Here is a 17,200-nt window from a genome sequence, read left to right as displayed (position 1 = left end):
CCGCGTACCGCCGTTCCGATCGATGAAATCCGAAGCACAGGTCTTCATTGCGCAGAACACCAGCCTGACAGTGCCGCCGCACGTGCCTGAACTGAAGCTGCGGCTGGCGACGGAGGCCCATGAGCTCTGGCAAAAGACCGAGGAAGACCTGGAGGCGATCGGCCTGCCGCCGCCCTACTGGGCCTTCGCCTGGGCCGGCGGCCAGGGCCTTGCGCGCCACGTGCTCGACCATCCGCGGCTCGTTGCCGGCAAGTCCGTGCTCGATTTCGCCTGCGGCTCCGGCCTCGTGGCGATCGCGGCCCGCCTGGCCGGCGCCGGCGCGGTGATGGCCTGCGATATCGATCCCTGGTCGGCCATGGCGACCGCCATGAACGCCGCGCACAATGGCGTTCAGATCGCCGCCAGGAGCGACGACATCATCGGCACCGACGACGGCTGGCAGGTGGTGCTCGCCGGCGACGTCTTCTACGACCGCGACCTGGCGGAGGCGGTGACACCCTGGTTTGAAATGCTTGCCCGGCGCGGCGCCGATGTGCTGATCGGCGACCCGGGCCGTGCCTACTGTCCCCGCGACCGGCTGGAGGAACTGGCCGTATACGCGGTTCCGGTCACCCGTGCGCTCGAGGATTCGGAAGTGAAGCGGACAACCGTCTGGCGGTTCGCGCCAGAAAATGACTAGACTGCGCGGACTGATTGTACGGGAGGAGCACAGATGGATTTCGGGGGAATAAGTTACATTGGCGTGCTGGTCGCAACCGTCGCCGCTTTCGTCATCGGCGCTGTCTACTACGGCGCGCTCGGCAAACCCTGGATGAAGGCGGCGCGGATAGATCCGGAAGACGCGAAAATGTCGCCGATGCTGTTCGTCAACTCGGTGATTTGCGAACTGATCATGGCGTTCATTCTCGCCGGCCTGATCGGCCACCTGGGCACCGGCCAGATCACCCCTTACAACGGTCTTGTCTCCGGTTTCTTCGTCTGGCTGGGATTTATCGCGACGACCCTTGCCGTCAATCACCGCTACCAGGATTTCGGCTGGGACCTCACCCTGATCGACGGCCTGCACTGGCTGCTCGTGCTTCTGGCCATGGGCGCCATCATCGGCTGGTTCGGGCCCTAGAGCACCTCGACGACTGTTCTGCGGCTCAGCCTCGGCAGCAGCCACAGCATGGCGCGCCGGTCGACGGCGATACAGCCCTCGGTGGTTCGCCCGGCATGCAGATGCAGGAAGATGGCGCTGCCCCGGTGGCGCCTGCGCTCGCTGATGTTCCAGTCAAGAACCAGGCAGATGTCGTAGAGGCCGTCGCTTCGCATCATCTTTTCATGGGAGCGTGCGAAGGGCAGCCGCACGGGGCGGTTGTAGGCGCCATGCCCCGGGTCGTCGCACCAGCCGTCGTCGGAGCGAATCGCCGTCATGGTGAGGCGCGTCTGCGGCAGCCTCAGCCTGTCGGACCGGTAGAAACCGCCGAGCACCCGCATGCGCGCGCGCGGCGTGGCCCCGTCGCCTTCCCGCTTGAGGAGCCTGCGGCCGGAACGGCCCAGGAATGCTGGAAAAACAACGTTTCCCGCGCTGACCAGCGCCGCGTTTTCGGAACGCGGATGCCGCCTGACAATTACTGACTTCAGTGCTCGGATTTTGACGCAATCCTTATTTACCCTGTTAATCACGAAATGATCTTTGGGATCACAGCTGAGTGTGCTTTGCGTGTACAACACTTTTACATTTAGGCGAACAGGACTATTTAAGGCGCGATGAGCACATTCTCACTTGGAGGGATTGCATGACAGCCAGAACCATCCTTCTCGTCGATGATGACGATGATCTTCGGGAAACCCTCGTCGAGCAGCTCTCGCTCTACGAAGAGTTCTCGATTCTCGAGGAATCGTCCGCGACAAAAGGCATTCAGGCTGCCCGGGGCAACCATATCGACCTTTTGATCATGGATGTGGGTCTGCCGGACATGGATGGCCGCGAGGCCGTGAAACTGCTCCGCAAAGGCGGGTTCAAGGCGCCGATCATCATGCTGACCGGCCACGACACCGATTCCGACACCATTTTGGGGCTGGAGGCGGGCGCCAACGACTACGTGACCAAGCCGTTCCGCTTCGCAGTGCTGCTCGCCCGCGTGCGCGCCCAGCTGCGCCAGCACGAGCAGAGCGAGGACGCAACCTTCACGGTGGGTCCCTACACCTTCAAGCCCAGCCAGAAGCTCCTGGTCGACGAGAAGGGCAGCAAGATCAGGCTGACGGAAAAGGAATCGGCCATCATCCGCTACCTTTACCGCGCCGACGAGAAGGTGGTCACCCGCGACGTGCTGCTCGAGGAGGTCTGGGGCTACAATTCGGGCGTCACGACGCACACGCTCGAAACCCACGTATACCGGCTTCGCCAGAAGATCGAACGCGACCCGTCCAACGCCGAAATCCTGGTCACGGAAAGCGGCGGCTACAAGATCATTCCCTAGAGCAAGTTGAGGCCACCCGCGCCATGGCACTGACCGACGATATAACGCTTTTGTCGAAAGTCCCGCTGTTCAGCGGCTTCAGCGATGAAATGCTGCGCCTGATCGCCTTCGGCGCCGAGCGGAAATCCGTCGCACGGAACCGGCCCCTCTTCCATGAGGGATCGTCCGCCGATTGCGCCTTCGTCATCCTGTCGGGCCGGTTCAAGCTGCTGCAGCGCAACCGCAAGGGCAAGCCGGAGCAGATCGGCGAGGCGGATGCCGGCGATCTCCTCGGCGAACTCGCCATTGTGTCGACGGCCAATCGCAAGATGACGGTCGTGGCGCTCGAGGACAGCGAGGTCATGCGGATTCATCGGCCCATGTTCCGACGCATGATGGAGGAATATCCCGAAATCGCCTCGCTGCTTCAGGAACGCATCAGGCGCAACCTGTCCGCCATGCTCAATGACATCGACCAGCTTGCCTGGCGGTTCGAGGAGGCGGTGGACAAATAGCCGGACCGCCGGCGGCGGGATTCAGAACCTGAAATGGGCAAATACCGGCACGTGGTCCGACGGCCGCTCCCAGCCGCGGGCTTCACGCAGCACGGTGACGTCGCGCAGCGCCGGCGACAGGTCGGCGGATGACCAGATGTGGTCCAGCCTGCGGCCCTTGTCCGCCAGGTCCCAGTCACGGGCGCGGTAGCTCCACCAGGTGAAGAGCTTCTCTTCGGGCGGGACATGCTGGCGCACAAGATCCACCCACGCGCCTCTTTCCTGGACCTCGTTCAGGCCCTCGGTCTCGACCGGCGTGTGGCTGACCACCCTTAAAAGCTGCTTGTGCGACCAGACATCGGTCTCCAGCGGGGCGATATTGAGATCGCCCACCAGGATCGATGATACGCCGTCTTTCCTCTCGGCCTCCGCATGCAGGGCCTTCATTTCATCGAGGAACCCGAGCTTGTGGGCGAATTTCGGATTGACCGCCGGATCGGGCTCGTCGCCGCCGGCCGGAACATAGAAATTGTGGAGCCGGATCGACCGGCCGCCCGAATTCACCACGGCGGAGATGTGGCGCGTATCGCCCTTTTCGCAGAAATCCTTCCGCTGCACGTCCGAAAGCGGCAGTTTGGAGATAATGGCGACGCCGTGATAGCCCTTCTGCCCGTGGATCTCGATGTGGCCGTAGCCGCGCTTGCGCAATTCGGAGCCCGGAAACGATCCGTTCGGGCATTTGGTCTCCTGAAGGCACAGGACGTCCGGCCGGTAGGCCTCCAGGAGATCCAGCACCAGCGGCAGGCGCAGGCGCACCGAGTTGATATTCCACGTCGCAACAGTGAATTCCGTCACCGGCACCCCCGGGATGATTTCGAATGGATCCCGGGACAATAATGCGTCGGCGCGCAATGTCAGCCGACAATCGCGGTGCCGGCTGTAAACACCACAACTATTTGCCGGGACGGGCCGACAGAACGACCTGGAAAACTACCGGTCGTTGCCGCGGTTGCGATGCACCTGGTAATAGGGAATTTCGAAAACGTTATCGGCGAACCGCACATCCGTGCGGACGTTGAAGATCATCACCGTGGTGCCCTTGCCCTGCGCATCGGTAATCGTCCACTGCCGCAGTTCATAGGTCTTGGAATCGAACATCATGGTGATGGTCGAATCGCCGAAGATGGATTTGTTGCCAAGCACAATGGTTGTCAGGTCCGGCTCGACGGTAACGGACTTGACGGTGCTGCCGCCCAGGTTGATGCGCTCGGCAAGGAGCAGCTTCAACGGCGTCTTGCCGAGGGGATAGATATCCCAGGTCTGCAGTTTCCGGTTGCCGATCACGACGGACTTGCCGTCGGCGATCACCCGCACCGGAGACGGGTCCTCGTAGTTGAACCGCAGTTTGCCCGGCCGCTCGATGAAGAACTTGCCGCCGATCTGCTGGCCGCTCGGCCCGAACTGGACAAATTCACCGGTCATGGTTTTGACGGATGAAAAATGATCGGCGATCTTCTGCGCGGTCGGGTCGATCGCATGCGCCTGCGGAGCGCCGAAGCTGACAAGGACGCTGGCAGCCGCTGCGGCGCAGATGCCGCGCAGCACGGAGCGCCTCGTTTTCCGTCCGGTTCCAGCCGGCATTTTCGTCTGGTTCATTTGCATCTCCTGATGACCAGAAACCTATTGTCTGTAACTGCGGCACGAGTGTGGTAAAGCAACCAGAACGGACAAATAAACCGGGCTCTTACCGTTACTTGACAGATACTAAAGCACGTCTTCTTCGGTCGGAACGAGGATTTCCCGCTTGCCGGCATGGTTGGCCGGGCCGATGACCCCCTCTTCCTCCATGCGTTCGATCAGCGAAGCGGCACGATTATAACCGATTCCCAGCCGCCGCTGAATATAGGAGGTCGATGCCTTGCCGTCGCGCAGCACCACGGCGACGGCCTGGTCGTACGGATCGGCCGAATCCGAGAGGTTGCCGGATCCGCCGCCGCCTTCGTCGCCGTCTTCATCATCATCCTCGGTGATGGCGTCGAGATATTCCGGCACACCCTGGGCCTTGAGGAAGGCGACGATCTCCTCGACTTCATTGTCGGCGACGAACGGGCCGTGCACGCGCTGGATACGGCCGCCGCCGGCCATGTAGAGCATGTCGCCCATGCCGAGCAGCTGCTCGGCGCCTTGTTCGCCGAGGATGGTGCGTGAATCGATCTTCGACGTGACCTGGAACGAGATGCGCGTCGGGAAATTCGCCTTGATCGTGCCGGTAATGACATCGACCGACGGGCGCTGTGTGGCCATGATCACGTGGATGCCGGCGGCACGGGCCATCTGCGCGAGTCGCTGGACCGCGCCCTCGATGTCCTTGCCGGCGACCATCATGAGGTCGGCCATCTCGTCGATGATGACGATGATATAGGGCATCGGGCTGAGATCGAATTCCTCGGTCTCGTAGACCGCTTCGCCGGTTTCGCGATCGAATCCGGTCTGCACCGTCCGGGTGATCGCCTCGCCCTTCTTGCGCGCCTGTTCGACGCGGTTGTTGAAGCCGTCGATATTGCGCACGCCGATTTTCGACATCTTCTTGTAGCGGTCTTCCATCTCGCGCACGGTCCATTTGAGCGCGACCACCGCCTTTTTGGGATCCGTCACCACCGGTGTCAGCAGATGCGGAATGCCGTCATAGACCGACAGTTCCAGCATCTTCGGATCGATCATGATCAGCCGGCATTTTTCCGGTGGCAGTCGGTAGACGACCGACAGGATCATCGTGTTGATGGCAACCGACTTACCCGAGCCGGTGGTGCCCGCCACCAGGAGGTGAGGCATCTTCGCGAGGTCCGCGATGACCGATTCGCCGCCGATCGTCTTGCCGAGCGACAGCGCCAGCTTGGCCTTGCTCGATTCGAAATCGCGGCTCGACAGCAGTTCTTTGAGATAGACCGTTTCGCGGCCCTGGTTCGGCAGCTCGATGCCGATGGCATTGCGGCCCGGAACGACGGCGACGCGCGCGGCGATGGCACTCATAGAGCGCGCGATATCGTCGGCAAGGCCGATGACACGGGACGATTTGATGCCCGGAGCCGGCTCGAGCTCGTAGAGCGTGACCACAGGGCCCGGCCGTACCTGGATGATCTCGCCGCGCACGCCGAAATCCTCCAGCACCCCTTCGAGCATGCGGGCGTTCTGCTCCAGTGCCTCCGGCGACAGGCTCGGATCCTTGGCGACGTTCTTCGCGTCGGACAGAAGGTGCAGCGGCGGCAGTTCGAAACCGCTGTTCTTGATCATCGACGTCTGCGCCTCGCGCTGCGCCCGGTTGCCCGGCGCCGGGCGCTTGGCCCGCGGCACCACGCGCTGCTGCATGGCCGCTTCCTCCGCGGTGTGCGCCGGTGCTGCTTGCGGCGCCCAGTCGTCGGCCGGATCGCGCGCCGGATCGTCGTCGATGTCGAAGGGCGGAACGTCATCCTCGAGATCGCGGCGGGCGCTGCCGGCCGGCGCATTGCCGGCGCTGTCGAATTGCGGCTCCACGCGCTCGCCGTTCAGCCCTGCGAATTCGTCCTCGTTGAAATCGTAGGGCTGGTGCGGCTGCGACGACCAGTGCTCCGTCCCCTTGCCCGCGAGGCGGCGGTAATGCGCCCGGATCGTCAGGATCATGTGGGTCAGCGCGCCAAGGATCAGGGCGCCGGCGAAACTGCGCTCGGTTTCCTCGTCCTCGTCATCCTCCTCGACCGTGACGGCCCTACGCACCCTTGCCTTGCCCGCCTTGGTCGGCGCATTGGCATCCGGTGTCGCAATCAGCAGCGCACCGAACAGCATGAGCCAGGTCGCCGGGATCGCCAGCGCGAGGCCGAGTACCGCCGCCAGGATGCCGGACGGATAGTCGCCGGTGAGCATAGCCGGCATTCTCAGGATCATGTCGCCGAATACGCCGCCAATTCCGGTCGGCAGCGGCCAGCGGTCGGGCGCCGGCACACAGGAAAAGACCGATGCGAAAAGCACAGCGCCGCCGAACCAGGCAGCAAGGCGCGTGAATACGCGATCGACCGGGCGGTTGCGGATCAGGAACAGACCCCAGGCGATCATCGGCAGCAGGGCGACAATGCCGGAAAGCCCGAAAAACTGCATGGTAAGGTCCGCAAAGGCCGACCCCGCGAAGCCGAGCACATTGACCGGCTGCTTGCCGGTCGCATAGCTGAAGCTTGGGTCGTGCACGTTCCAGGTCGCCAGCGCGGCGACCGCCAGGAACAGGCCGGCAAGCACCGAGAGGCCCAAAAGCAGCTTGAGCGGCCTTCGCAAAAACCCCGGTACATTCACATTGGGAAGGAACTGGCCGCCAAACGCCAAAGGACCACTCGACTGCATTGCAACGCTCCAACTCGCATACGCATACGGCGGAAGAATCCGCTGAACTCACGGCGATTGTACGGGAAGCGGAGTTAATGGCGCATTAACCATGCGCGGCAATCGAAAAAAGGCGTGAAACTGCCGAACCGCCGCCAACGGGCGGCGGCTCGGCTTGTCCCGTCGTCCGTCAGCGGATCTCCGCTTCCGGATTGGCACCGATCTTGTGGATCGAAAGGTCCGCGCCGCGCATTTCCTCTTCCTCGGCGAGGCGCAGGCCCACGGTCCGGTCCAGCAGGCCGTAGACGATGAAGCCGCCGACCAACGCGTAGATGGCACCGGCGACCGATCCGACGATCTGCGCCAGGAACGAGACGCCGCCGAGCCCGCCGAGCGCCTCGAGGCCGAATATGCCGCAGGCAATGCCGCCCCAAAGGCCGCACAGCCCGTGCAGCGGCCACACGCCGAGCACATCGTCGATGCGCAGCTTTTCCTGGCACCAGGTAAATCCCTTGACGAACAGGAAGCCGGCCGCGCCACCGACAATCAGCGCGCCGATCGGGTGGAACACGTCGGAACCCGCGCAGACAGCGACGAGACCGGCCAGCGCGCCGTTGTGCACGAAGCCAGGGTCGTTGCGGCCGGCAATGAGCGCCATGACGATGCCGCCGACCATGGCCATCAGCGAGTTGATGGCGACAAGGCCGGTGGCGCCGCCGACCGACTGGGCGCTCATCACGTTGAAGCCGAACCAGCCGATGCAAAGCAGCCAGGAGCCGAGCGCCAGCCACGGAATGGAGGAGGGCGGGAAGGGATGCGATCCGCCGGATTTGGTGTAGCGGCCGAGCCGCGCGCCGAGCACGATGACCGCCGGCAGGGCGATCCAGCCGCCGACGGCGTGAACGACGATCGATCCGGCGAAATCGTGGAACGGTGCTCCGAAGGCGTTCTCGAACAGCCCTTGGATCCCGTAATTACCGTTCCAGACCATGCCCTCGAAGAAGGGATAGACCAGCGCGACGATGGCCACGGTCGCGAAGCACTGCGGCTGGAACTTCATACGCTCGGCGATACCGCCGGAGATGATCGCCGGGATCGCCGCCGCGAACGTGGTCAGGAAGAAGAATTTGACCAGGGTGAAGCCCTGCGGCAGGAAAATCTCGCCGCCCTCGGCGCCCGAAAGAACCGTGGCGTTGACGAAGAAGGTCACGCCGTAGGAGATGGCGAAACCGACAAAGAAGTAGGAAATGGTCGAGAGCGCGAAATCGGCCAGGATTTTGACCAGCGCATTCACCTGGCTCTTGTGCCGGACCGTGCCGACCTCGAGAAAGGCGAACCCCCCATGCATGGCGAACACCAGGATCGCGCCCAGAAGCACGAAAAAGACGTCGCCACCGATTTGTGACTGATCCATTGAAATTGACTCCGTCTAGAGTTGAATGACCGTTGATCCAACCCTAGAGGAGTCAATTTTCGTGCCAGTCCGGGCAATTCTGCCAATTTCATGGGCAGGGCCGGTCAAATCGCGTGCATTTGCCTAATATTGAAACAGGGCGGGCGGCAAATGATTAAATATTAGGCAAATCGGCCGACAGGCTACAAACTGTGCGCAGACGCCGATACGCGCGGCAACAAAAAAGGGGCCCGCGAACGGGCCCCAATTCAGCGGATGGGGATCCGCATCGTCCGCGGACGATCAGATCTTGGTGAACTCCGGATAGGCCTCGATGCCGATCTCGGCCTTGTCGAGCCCGATGAGTTCCTCGTCATCGCTGACCCTGAGGCCCATGATGGCGTTGAGAATCACCCAGACCACGCTGGACGTGACCACCATGAATACGCCGACGATGATGATCGAGGCGACCTGCCCGTAGATCGTCGCTTCGGCGTTGGTGAAGATCACCGCGAAGGTGCCCCAGATCCCAGCGAGCAGATGCACGGGGATGGCGCCGACGACATCGTCGATCTTCAGCTTGTCGAGCATCGGCACGGCAAACACGACGATCACGCCGCCGACGGCGCCGATCAGCGTCGCAGCGCCAAGCGTCGGCGTCAGCGGCTCGGCGGTGACCGACACCAGGCCGGCCAGCGCGCCGTTGAGGATCATCGTGATATCGACCTTCTTGTAGATCAGCTGCGTGAGCAGCAGCGCCGCAACCGCCCCGCCGGCGGCGCCGGCATTGGTGTTGGCGAAGATGCGCGACACGTCTGCGACGTCGCCGACCGAACCCATGGCGAGCTGCGAGCCGCCGTTGAAGCCGAACCAGCCGAGCCACAGGATGAACGTGCCGAGCGTTGCCAGCGGCATGTTCGAGCCGGGGATCGGGTGGACCTCGCCATTGGAGCCGTATTTGCCCTTGCGCGCGCCGAGGATGATGGCGCCGGTGAGCGCCGCCCAGCCGCCGACGGAATGCACGACCGTCGAGCCGGCGAAGTCAAGGAAACCGAGTTCGGTGTCGAGGAAGCCGCCGCCCCACTTCCAGGAGGCCTGGATCGGATACAGGATGCCGGTGAGGATGACGGTGAAGACCAGGAACGGCCACAGCTTCATGCGCTCGGCGAGCGTTCCCGACACGATCGACGCGGTCGTTGCGCAGAACATCAGCTGGAAGAAGAAGTCCGATCCGACGGAGGCGTAGGACAGATCGCCCACGGCGTCGGCGGCAACGCCCACCGGTTCCATGACCGCGACCCCGAAGGCGCCGAGGATGCCGGTGATCGACCAGTTGTCGGCCGGGTACATCAGGTTGTAGCCGATCAGGTAGTACATGATCGCCGCGATCGAAAACAGCGAGATGTTCTTGGTCAGCTGCATCGACGTGTTCTTGGAACGCACCAGGCCGGCTTCCAGCATGGCGAAACCGGCCGCCATCCACATGACGAGGAAGCCGGAAACGACGAAGAGCAGCGAATTGAGGATGAAGACCGTGTGGGTGGACACGGCGACCGGTCCTTCCGCGGCCGCCGTTTCCTGCGCCACGGCCGGCAGCGTCATGGCGCCGGCGATTGCCAGGGCCGCGCCCGGCTTCAGTAGTGAAGAGAATTTCATTGCAAATGACTCCTTAGATACTCAAAGCGCGTCGCCGCCGGATTCGCCCGTACGAATGCGCATGACCTGCTCCAGATCGCAGACAAAGATTTTTCCGTCGCCGATCTGGCCGGTCTTGGCGGCGTTGGCGATGGCCTCGATGGCGCGGTCGGCCACATCCGCCGCGACGGCGATTTCGAGTTTGAGTTTCGGCAGAAACGCCACGGCATATTCCGTACCGCGGTAGATTTCCGTGTGCCCCTTCTGGCGGCCGTATCCCTTGACCTCGGTAACGGTCAGCCCTTGGATACCGACCTCGGTCAGGGCTTCGCGCACCTCGTCCAGTTTGAACGGCTTGATGATTGCCATTATGAATTTCATCCGGGTTCCATCCTTTTCTCGGCGGCGGCGGGCGGCTGAAAACGCTGCTGCCCGTCACCGGTTCCGGCTTGTCTGCCGCGCGGCTTCTGCACGAGGCGGTAGCCGGTTCGGCCGAGCACCGACCATTGATCAACGGTCATTCGCTCTGACCGCTGCGATTCAAGGATCGTGCCAGTTTGATGGATTGCCTGATAAGTAATTGACTTAATTATAAATATTCAAACACCCCACGACCCGGACTTGTCCGGAGAAATGCGGAATGCTTAAAATCTATGCAGTTATTCTGCGCTGCCTAATCGTTGGGCTTTCTGCGCTGGCGGATGAGGCCTTCCTGGGCAACCGAGGCGATCAGCACGCCGTCGCGGGTATAAAGGCCGCCCCTGTTGAGGCCCCGCGCGCCGCTGGCGTTGGGGCTGTCCTGGGCATAAAGGAGCCAGTCGTCCAGCGGGCAGCTGCGATGGAACCACATGGAATGGTCGAGGCTGGCTGCCTGGATCTTGCCGCTGAACACGGAAATGCCGTGCGCGAAGAGCGATGTGTCGAGCAACGTCATGTCGGAAAGATAGGCCAGCACCGCCGCCTGGATGCGCCGGTCGTCCGGCACCGTGCCGTTGGCCCGCACCCAGATGTTCTGAACCGGCTCCAGCTTTTCGCGCGAGATGTAATGGGTCAGCGACACCGGCCGCATTTCGATCGGCCGCTCGCGTTCCCAGTAGCGCCGCACGTTTTCGGGGGCGTTCTGCAGGAACTTTTCCCTCAGGTCAGCCTCGCCGATCAGCGATTCCGGGCTGGCAACGTCTGGCATGTCGATCTGGTGATCGTAGCCCGGTTCTTCGCGCTGGAACGATGCGGAAAGCGAGAAGATCGCCTTGCCGTGCTGGATCGCGACCACCCGCCGGGTGTTGAAACTCGAGCCGTCGCGGATGCGGTCCACCTCGTAGATGATCGGAACCGCGGGATCGCCCGGCCGCAGGAAATAGCAGTGCAGGGAGTGCACGAAACGGTCGTCCTCCACCGTTCGCTGTGCCGCCACCAGCGCCTGCGCGATGACCTGGCCGCCGAAGACGCGCTGCCAGCCGGCCTTGGGGCTGTTGCCGCGGAAGAGATCGAGCTCGAGGCGCTCGAGGTCCAGAATGGCCAGAAGGCTTTCCATGGCACGCGACATTTTGAAACTCCGATTGGTCTTTTTGTCGGCTCATCGGACCTGTATGATCCGCTGCGGCCGGTGCTGCCCCGTCTTACAGGGATGGTCCGGCAGACCGCAAGAGCGAAGCAGGAACGGGTCGTGCAAAGGATCGGATCGTGACAGACGAACCACTCGATATTGTCGTCGCCGGTGGCGGCTATGTGGGTATTGCCGCTGCCGTTGCCGTGAAATCGGCGGCGCTGCATCTGAAGGTACGCGTCATCGATGCCGCGCCGCCTGACGTGTGGCGCAAGGACCAGCGCGCCTCGGCGATCGCGGCCGGAGCCGGCCGCATGCTGACCACGATGGGCGTCTGGTCGCAGATATTGCAAGAAGCGCAGCCGATCACCGACATGATCGTCACCGATTCGCGCACGAGCGATCCGGTGCGCCCGGTCTTCCTGACCTTTGACGGCGAGGTGGCGCCGGGCGAGCCCTTCGCCCACATGGTTCCGAATCCAGTTCTCGTCGGCGCCCTGCGCGAAAAGGCGGAAGAGCTGGACATTGTGATCGAGCAGGGTGTCACCGTCGAAGGGTTCGAGACCGGCGACGCCGCCACACGGGTGACGCTCGGCGACGGCCGTGTCCTGACGGCGCGCCTGCTGATCGCCGCCGACGGCGTGCGCTCGCGCCTGCGCGATATGGCCGGCATCAGGACGGTGCACTGGTCCTACGGCCAGTCCGGCATCGTCACCACCGTCAGGCACGAGCGGCCGCACAATGGCCGCGCCGAGGAGCATTTCCTGCCCGCCGGGCCCTTCGCCATCCTGCCGTTGCCCGACAACCGGTCGTCGCTGGTTTGGACCGAACGCACCGAGGACGCCGAGCGCCTCGTCAAGGAAGACGATCTGGTATTCGAGGCGGAACTCGAGCGCCGCTTCGGCCACAAGCTCGGCACGCTGGAGCTGGCCGGCGACCGCCGCGCCTTTCCGCTGGGGTTGACACTCGCCCGCGAATTTGTCCGCCCGCGCATCGCTCTGGCCGGCGACGCGGCGCACGGCATTCACCCGATCGCCGGCCAGGGGCTCAATCTCGGCTTTCGCGATGTTGCGGCGCTTGCCGAGACGGTCGTCGAGGCCGACCGGCTGGGGCTCGATATCGGCTCGCTCTCCGTGCTTGAGCGCTACCAGGTCTGGCGCCGCTTCGACACGTTCCAGATGGGCGTCACCTGCGACGTGCTGAACCGGCTTTTCTCCAACGACATCACGCCGGTCCGCGCAATGCGCGACTTCGGCCTCGGCCTGGTCGACCGCATGCCGACGCTCAAGGGCTTCTTCATCCGCCAAGCATCCGGCCTGCCCGGCCGGCAGGGCCCGCGCCTTCTGCGCGGCGAGGCGATCTGATCGCACACCGACGCGCACGGGACAAAGGAAAGAGCGGCGGGTAATCCATGGACAGGCGGGCCGTACTCTCTCTTCTTGGCGCCGGCATTGCCGCAGGCTTCGTGCCATGGACCCGCGCCGGTGCCGGCGAGCGGCAACTGCGCGGCTACATGCGCACCAACTGGAGCCGCGATCCGTATTCCCTCGGGTCCTATTCATACGTCGCAAAGGGCGGGCGACAAAGGGATCGCCGCCGCATGGAGGAGCCGGTGAATGACCGCATCTTCTTTGCCGGCGAAGCCGTCCACCCGGATTACAACAGCACCGTGCACGCGGCCTACGAATCGGGCCGCCGGACAGCCGGTTTCGTTCTGGATCGAAATTTGCGGCGTGTCGCGGTCGTCGGCGCCGGCATGAGTGGCCTTGCCGCCGCGCACCGCCTTGCCGCCGCCGGCGTCGATGCAACGGTGTTCGAGGCACGCGACCGTATCGGCGGACGCGTGTGGACCGACCGGCGCCTCGGCATGCCGCTGGATCTCGGCGCAAGCTGGATCCACGGAACGACCGACAACCCGCTGACCGGGCTTGCCGACACGCTCGACCTGAAGCGGGTCGAGACCCATGACGACGGGATCATCCGCGGCCATGGCGGCAGGGCCATCAGCGAATGGAACGCGCCGGGCTGGCTCGAGGAGGTCGTGGAGGTGCAGCACGAAGCCGGCGCCGACAAGGACCAGATCAACGTCTCCGCCTATCTGCTCCAGGACGATTATGATGGCGCCGAGGTCATCTTCCCGGATGGCTATCTGGCTATCTTCAAGGCTCTGGACGGAAACTATGGGCTGACGCTGAATACACCCGTTTCGGAGATCAGGCAGGCGGCATCGGGCGTCTCGATTGTCGCGGGCGGCGGCGATCAGATGGATTTTGACGCCGTGATCGTGACGCTGCCGCTCGGCGTTTTGAAAAGAAACTCGGTCCGCTTCGAACCGTCGCTGCCGCCGCGGAAGCGCCGGGCCATCGAGCGGCTCGGCATGGGCACGCTCGACAAGGTGTACCTGCTTTTTGACGAACCGTTCTGGGACACCGACGTTACCTGGATCGCGACGCCCGAAAACGGCCTGCCGCAGGGCCAGTTCAACAGTTGGTTCAATTTCCACATATACACCCGTCAGCCGCTCATTATGGCCTTCAATGGCGGCCCGCCGGCGCTCGATCTCGCTGGCCTGCCCGACGAGGAGGTGGTCGAGCGCGGCCTTCGCACCCTGCGGGGCGCCTATCCGGACCAATAGACCGGCAAAAACGCTCCTTGGTCGTGAATTCACGCGGGCTTTGGATCCCTTCGGAACAGCACCACAACAGCAAGCCGCTGAATACGCTTGCTTTTCTACACACTTGACTCGCGATGCGAATAACCCATATTAGTAAATGACCAGTCATTTACTAAGGACAAGCCCATGGAAGCCGCCGACACGAAGCCGAAATGGCGCCGGCGCGCCGAGGACAGGCCCGACGAGGTGCTCGACGCGGCGTTGAAAATGTTCGCCCGGAACGGATTCGCGGCAACGAAGGTCGAGGACATCGCAAAAGAGGCCGGCCTGTCAAAGGGCGCCATCTACCGCTATTTTCCGAGCAAGGAAGACATCTTCGAATCCCTGGTGAACCGCGCGATCGCACCGGTCGCCGAACGCTCCGAGGAACTTGCCAGGACCTCCCACGAGAATCCGGTGGTGCTGTTGAGGGCGGTCCTGTCCGTGATCGGCGTCAAGCTGTCGGATCCGGACACGCTGGCGCTGCCGCGCATCGTCCTGCAGGAAGCCGGACGGTTTCCGGAACTCGCCGAGACCTACCGGCGGCAGGTTATCGACAAGGGCATCGGCGCCCTCGAATTGATCATCCAGAAGGGCATCGCGGCCGGCCAGTTCCGCCCGGTCGACGTGCACCTCGCCATCCGCAACGTCATGGGGCCGCTGCTCGCGCATCTGATCCTCAGCCAGATTTTCAGGATCGACGAGGACACGCATATCGCGCCGCAGGACTTCATCGAAAGCCATTTCGACATCCTCATGAACGGCCTGCTCAAAGAGCGGGCGGGAGACTGAAATGAACACTATCTACGCCTGGATCATCGCCCTTTACACCGCCGTCTGGCCCGGCGCGGCCGACCCGCCGGACAACCGGTACTTCGGCTATGTCGAGGGCGAATATGTCTATGTCGCGCCGAAGGAAAGCGGCATCCTGGAAACGCTCGACGTCAGCCGCGGCGACACGGTGGAAGCCGGCCAGCTGCTGTATTCGCTCGATGTCGATCAGCACCTGATCGCGCTCGGCCAGGCCGAGGCGAACCTGATGAGCGCCCGCGCCAAGCTGATCGATGAGAGCACCGGCAAGCGACCGGCGGAAATCGCCGTTATCGAGGAACAATTGCGCAATGCGGAGGCGAGCCTCGACCTCGCCCAGGCGGATTACCGCCGCTACAAGGAACTTTCGGTCAACGATTTCATCTCGCCGAGCCAGCTCGACCAGGCAGCCGCCACGCTCGACCAGGCCGCCGCGAATGTGGGCGAGCAGCGCGCCAATCTCGAGGTCGCGCGCCTGCCGGCGCGCAGCGCGCAGCTCGACGAGGCGCGCCAGTCGGTCAAGTCCTCCGAGCTCGCCGTCGACAATGCCCGCATCAAGCTTGAGGACCGCGCACCGGTCGCGCCCGCGGGCGGCTATGTGCAGCAGACCTACTACCTGCCCGGCGAATACGTCCAGGCGGGCATGCCGGTGGTCTCGATCCTGCCGCCGGGCGAGATCAAGTTCCGCTTCTATGTGGGCGAGCCGGACCGGGCGGGCCTTTCCGTCGGCACGAGGGTGCTGATCGGCTGCGACAATTGCGATGCGCCGATCGCCGCGCGGATCACCTATATCTCCTCTTCGGCGGAGTACACGCCGCCGGTCATCTACAGTCTCGAGGAGCGGTCCAAGCTCGTCTTCATGGCCGAAGCGCTTGCCGACGAACCCACGACCCTGCTGCCCGGCCAGCCCATCGACGTGACGGTGGCGAAATGAGCGGCAACGGCACAGCGCCGGTCATCGACGTTACCGGTCTTGTCAAGAAATTCGGCGACAAGACCGTCGTCGACCATTTCGACATATCGGTCCCGAAAGGCGCGATATACGGCTTCCTCGGGCCGAACGGCAGCGGCAAGACGACGACGATCCGCATGCTGTGCGGTCTCCTGACGCCCGACGCCGGCTCGGGTACCTGCCTCGGCTACGACATCTTGCGACAATCCGACAACATCAAGGAGCATGTCGGCTACATGACGCAGAGATTCTCGCTCTACGAGGATCTGACGATCCGCGAGAACCTCGACTTCATGGCCCGCATGTACCGCGTGAAGGACCGCAAGCGGAAGGTGGACGCGGCGCTCGAGGACCTCGGCCTCGCCAACCGCTCGCACCAGCAGGCCGGCGAACTCTCCGGCGGCTGGAAACAGCGCCTGGCGCTCGCCGCCTGCCTTCTGCACAACCCGGACCTGCTGCTGCTCGACGAGCCGACCGCCGGCGTCGATCCCAAGGCGCGGCGCGACTTCTGGGACGAGATCCGCCGCCTCGCCGACGCCGGCGTCACGGTGCTCGTCTCGACCCATTACATGGACGAAGCGATCCAGTGCGACAACATCGCCTATATCGCCTACGGCAAGAAGCTGATCGACGGGCCGGCACGCGAGATCCCCGAGATGGTGGGCCTTGCCACCTGGCGGGTCGAGGGCCCCGACCTTGCCGAACTGTCCGCCGCGCTGGACGGCAAGGAAGGCATCGAGCAGGTGGCGCGCTTCGGCTCGGCGCTGCATGTCTCCGGCATGGATGCGGGCAAGCTCGAAGCGGCGGTCAAGCCGTTCCTGAAAGACAAGCGCTACACGTGGAAGCACCAGCCGGCCGGTCTCGAAGAGGTGTTCATCCACCTCATGAGCGGCTCAACGGATAATTTCGGCGGACAGGAGGCCGCCTGA

General features: G+C 63.5%; 18 protein-coding genes. 9 read left to right on the top strand and 9 right to left on the bottom strand.

Going from position 1 to position 17,200, the window contains the following annotated elements:
* The first annotated feature begins 22 nt into the window (after window positions 1-22).
* Window positions 23-679, top strand: a complete 657-nt coding sequence (locus E4M07_RS09715) for a methyltransferase (RefSeq protein WP_136658104.1) — start codon at window positions 23-25, stop codon at window positions 677-679.
* A gap of 33 nt (window positions 680-712) precedes the next feature.
* Complete coding sequence (locus E4M07_RS09710) at window positions 713-1,120, top strand: DUF1761 domain-containing protein (RefSeq protein ID WP_136658103.1); 408 nt, start codon at window positions 713-715, stop codon at window positions 1,118-1,120.
* Here the strand turns inward: E4M07_RS09710 and E4M07_RS09705 are convergent.
* A complete protein-coding gene (locus E4M07_RS09705) occupies window positions 1,117-1,668 on the bottom strand; it encodes a L,D-transpeptidase family protein (protein WP_246660400.1) in 552 nt (183 codons plus the stop codon). The two genes, E4M07_RS09710 and E4M07_RS09705, sit on opposite strands and share 4 nt — an antisense overlap.
* Before the next feature lie 113 nt (window positions 1,669-1,781).
* On the opposite strand from E4M07_RS09705, the gene E4M07_RS09700 reads away from it, so the two are divergent.
* On the top strand, window positions 1,782-2,465 hold the full coding sequence (locus E4M07_RS09700) for a response regulator transcription factor (protein ID WP_136658102.1): 684 nt from the start codon (window positions 1,782-1,784) through the stop codon (window positions 2,463-2,465).
* Between the two features lie 23 nt (window positions 2,466-2,488).
* Window positions 2,489-2,959 (top strand): cyclic nucleotide-binding domain-containing protein, encoded by a 471-nt coding sequence (locus E4M07_RS09695; protein WP_136658101.1) that lies wholly within the window; start codon window positions 2,489-2,491, stop codon window positions 2,957-2,959.
* Window positions 2,960-2,980: 21 nt separating this feature from the next.
* Here E4M07_RS09695 and E4M07_RS09690 read toward each other — a convergent pair whose 3' ends face one another.
* The 8 genes from E4M07_RS09690 to tesB all read right to left on the bottom strand — a co-directional run bounded on the left by E4M07_RS09690 (window position 2,981) and on the right by tesB (window position 11,856).
* Complete coding sequence (locus E4M07_RS09690; protein WP_136658100.1) at window positions 2,981-3,793, bottom strand: exodeoxyribonuclease III; 813 nt, start codon at window positions 3,791-3,793, stop codon at window positions 2,981-2,983.
* A gap of 135 nt (window positions 3,794-3,928) precedes the next feature.
* Entirely contained in the window at window positions 3,929-4,594 is a 666-nt protein-coding gene (locus E4M07_RS09685) for an outer membrane lipoprotein carrier protein LolA (RefSeq protein WP_136658099.1), read from the bottom strand.
* Window positions 4,595-4,702: 108 nt separating this feature from the next.
* The gene (locus tag E4M07_RS09680) at window positions 4,703-7,303 is read right to left on the bottom strand and encodes a DNA translocase FtsK (protein WP_136658098.1); all 2,601 of its coding nucleotides are present in this window, start codon (window positions 7,301-7,303) and stop codon (window positions 4,703-4,705) included.
* A gap of 169 nt (window positions 7,304-7,472) precedes the next feature.
* A complete protein-coding gene (locus E4M07_RS09675) occupies window positions 7,473-8,696 on the bottom strand; it encodes an ammonium transporter (RefSeq protein ID WP_136658097.1) in 1,224 nt (407 codons plus the stop codon).
* 282 nt (window positions 8,697-8,978) lie between these two features.
* Window positions 8,979-10,331, bottom strand: coding sequence for an ammonium transporter (locus tag E4M07_RS09670; protein ID WP_206057209.1), 1,353 nt, complete (start codon window positions 10,329-10,331; stop codon window positions 8,979-8,981).
* Between the two features lie 21 nt (window positions 10,332-10,352).
* The gene (locus E4M07_RS09665) at window positions 10,353-10,691 is read right to left on the bottom strand and encodes a P-II family nitrogen regulator (RefSeq protein ID WP_136658096.1); all 339 of its coding nucleotides are present in this window, start codon (window positions 10,689-10,691) and stop codon (window positions 10,353-10,355) included.
* Window positions 10,688-10,831 (bottom strand): hypothetical protein, encoded by a 144-nt coding sequence (locus tag E4M07_RS29055; protein ID WP_169054150.1) that lies wholly within the window; start codon window positions 10,829-10,831, stop codon window positions 10,688-10,690. Before E4M07_RS29055 ends, E4M07_RS09665 begins: the two co-directional genes overlap by 4 nt.
* 152 nt (window positions 10,832-10,983) lie before the next feature.
* Window positions 10,984-11,856 (bottom strand): acyl-CoA thioesterase II, encoded by an 873-nt coding sequence (tesB, locus tag E4M07_RS09660; protein ID WP_136658095.1) that lies wholly within the window; start codon window positions 11,854-11,856, stop codon window positions 10,984-10,986.
* 137 nt (window positions 11,857-11,993) lie between these two features.
* Between tesB and E4M07_RS09655 the strand changes: the two genes are divergently transcribed.
* The 5 genes from E4M07_RS09655 (at window position 11,994) to E4M07_RS09635 (ending at window position 17,200) form a co-directional block, all read left to right on the top strand.
* The gene (locus tag E4M07_RS09655) at window positions 11,994-13,220 is read left to right on the top strand and encodes a ubiquinone biosynthesis hydroxylase (RefSeq protein ID WP_136658094.1); all 1,227 of its coding nucleotides are present in this window, start codon (window positions 11,994-11,996) and stop codon (window positions 13,218-13,220) included.
* A 47-nt stretch (window positions 13,221-13,267) separates the two neighbouring features.
* Window positions 13,268-14,491 carry an FAD-dependent oxidoreductase gene (locus E4M07_RS29845; protein WP_136658093.1) on the top strand — a complete coding sequence of 408 codons (1,224 nt, stop codon included), beginning with the start codon at window positions 13,268-13,270 and terminating at the stop codon, window positions 14,489-14,491.
* A 165-nt stretch (window positions 14,492-14,656) separates the two neighbouring features.
* Window positions 14,657-15,301: a TetR/AcrR family transcriptional regulator gene (locus E4M07_RS09645; protein ID WP_136658092.1), complete on the top strand. Its 645-nt coding sequence runs from the start codon at window positions 14,657-14,659 to the stop codon at window positions 15,299-15,301.
* Between the two features lies 1 nt (window position 15,302).
* A complete protein-coding gene (locus E4M07_RS09640) occupies window positions 15,303-16,253 on the top strand; it encodes an HlyD family efflux transporter periplasmic adaptor subunit (protein ID WP_136658091.1) in 951 nt (316 codons plus the stop codon).
* Window positions 16,250-17,200 carry an ABC transporter ATP-binding protein gene (locus tag E4M07_RS09635; protein WP_136658090.1) on the top strand — a complete coding sequence of 317 codons (951 nt, stop codon included), beginning with the start codon at window positions 16,250-16,252 and terminating at the stop codon, window positions 17,198-17,200. The genes E4M07_RS09640 and E4M07_RS09635 overlap by 4 nt, the downstream gene beginning before the upstream one ends.

This window comes from Nitratireductor sp. XY-223 (assembly GCF_004959855.1).
Lineage (GTDB): Bacteria > Pseudomonadota > Alphaproteobacteria > Rhizobiales > Rhizobiaceae > Hoeflea_A.
The sequence above is the reverse complement of the archived record's forward strand: the minus strand, read 5'-3'. Positions and strand labels throughout refer to the sequence as shown.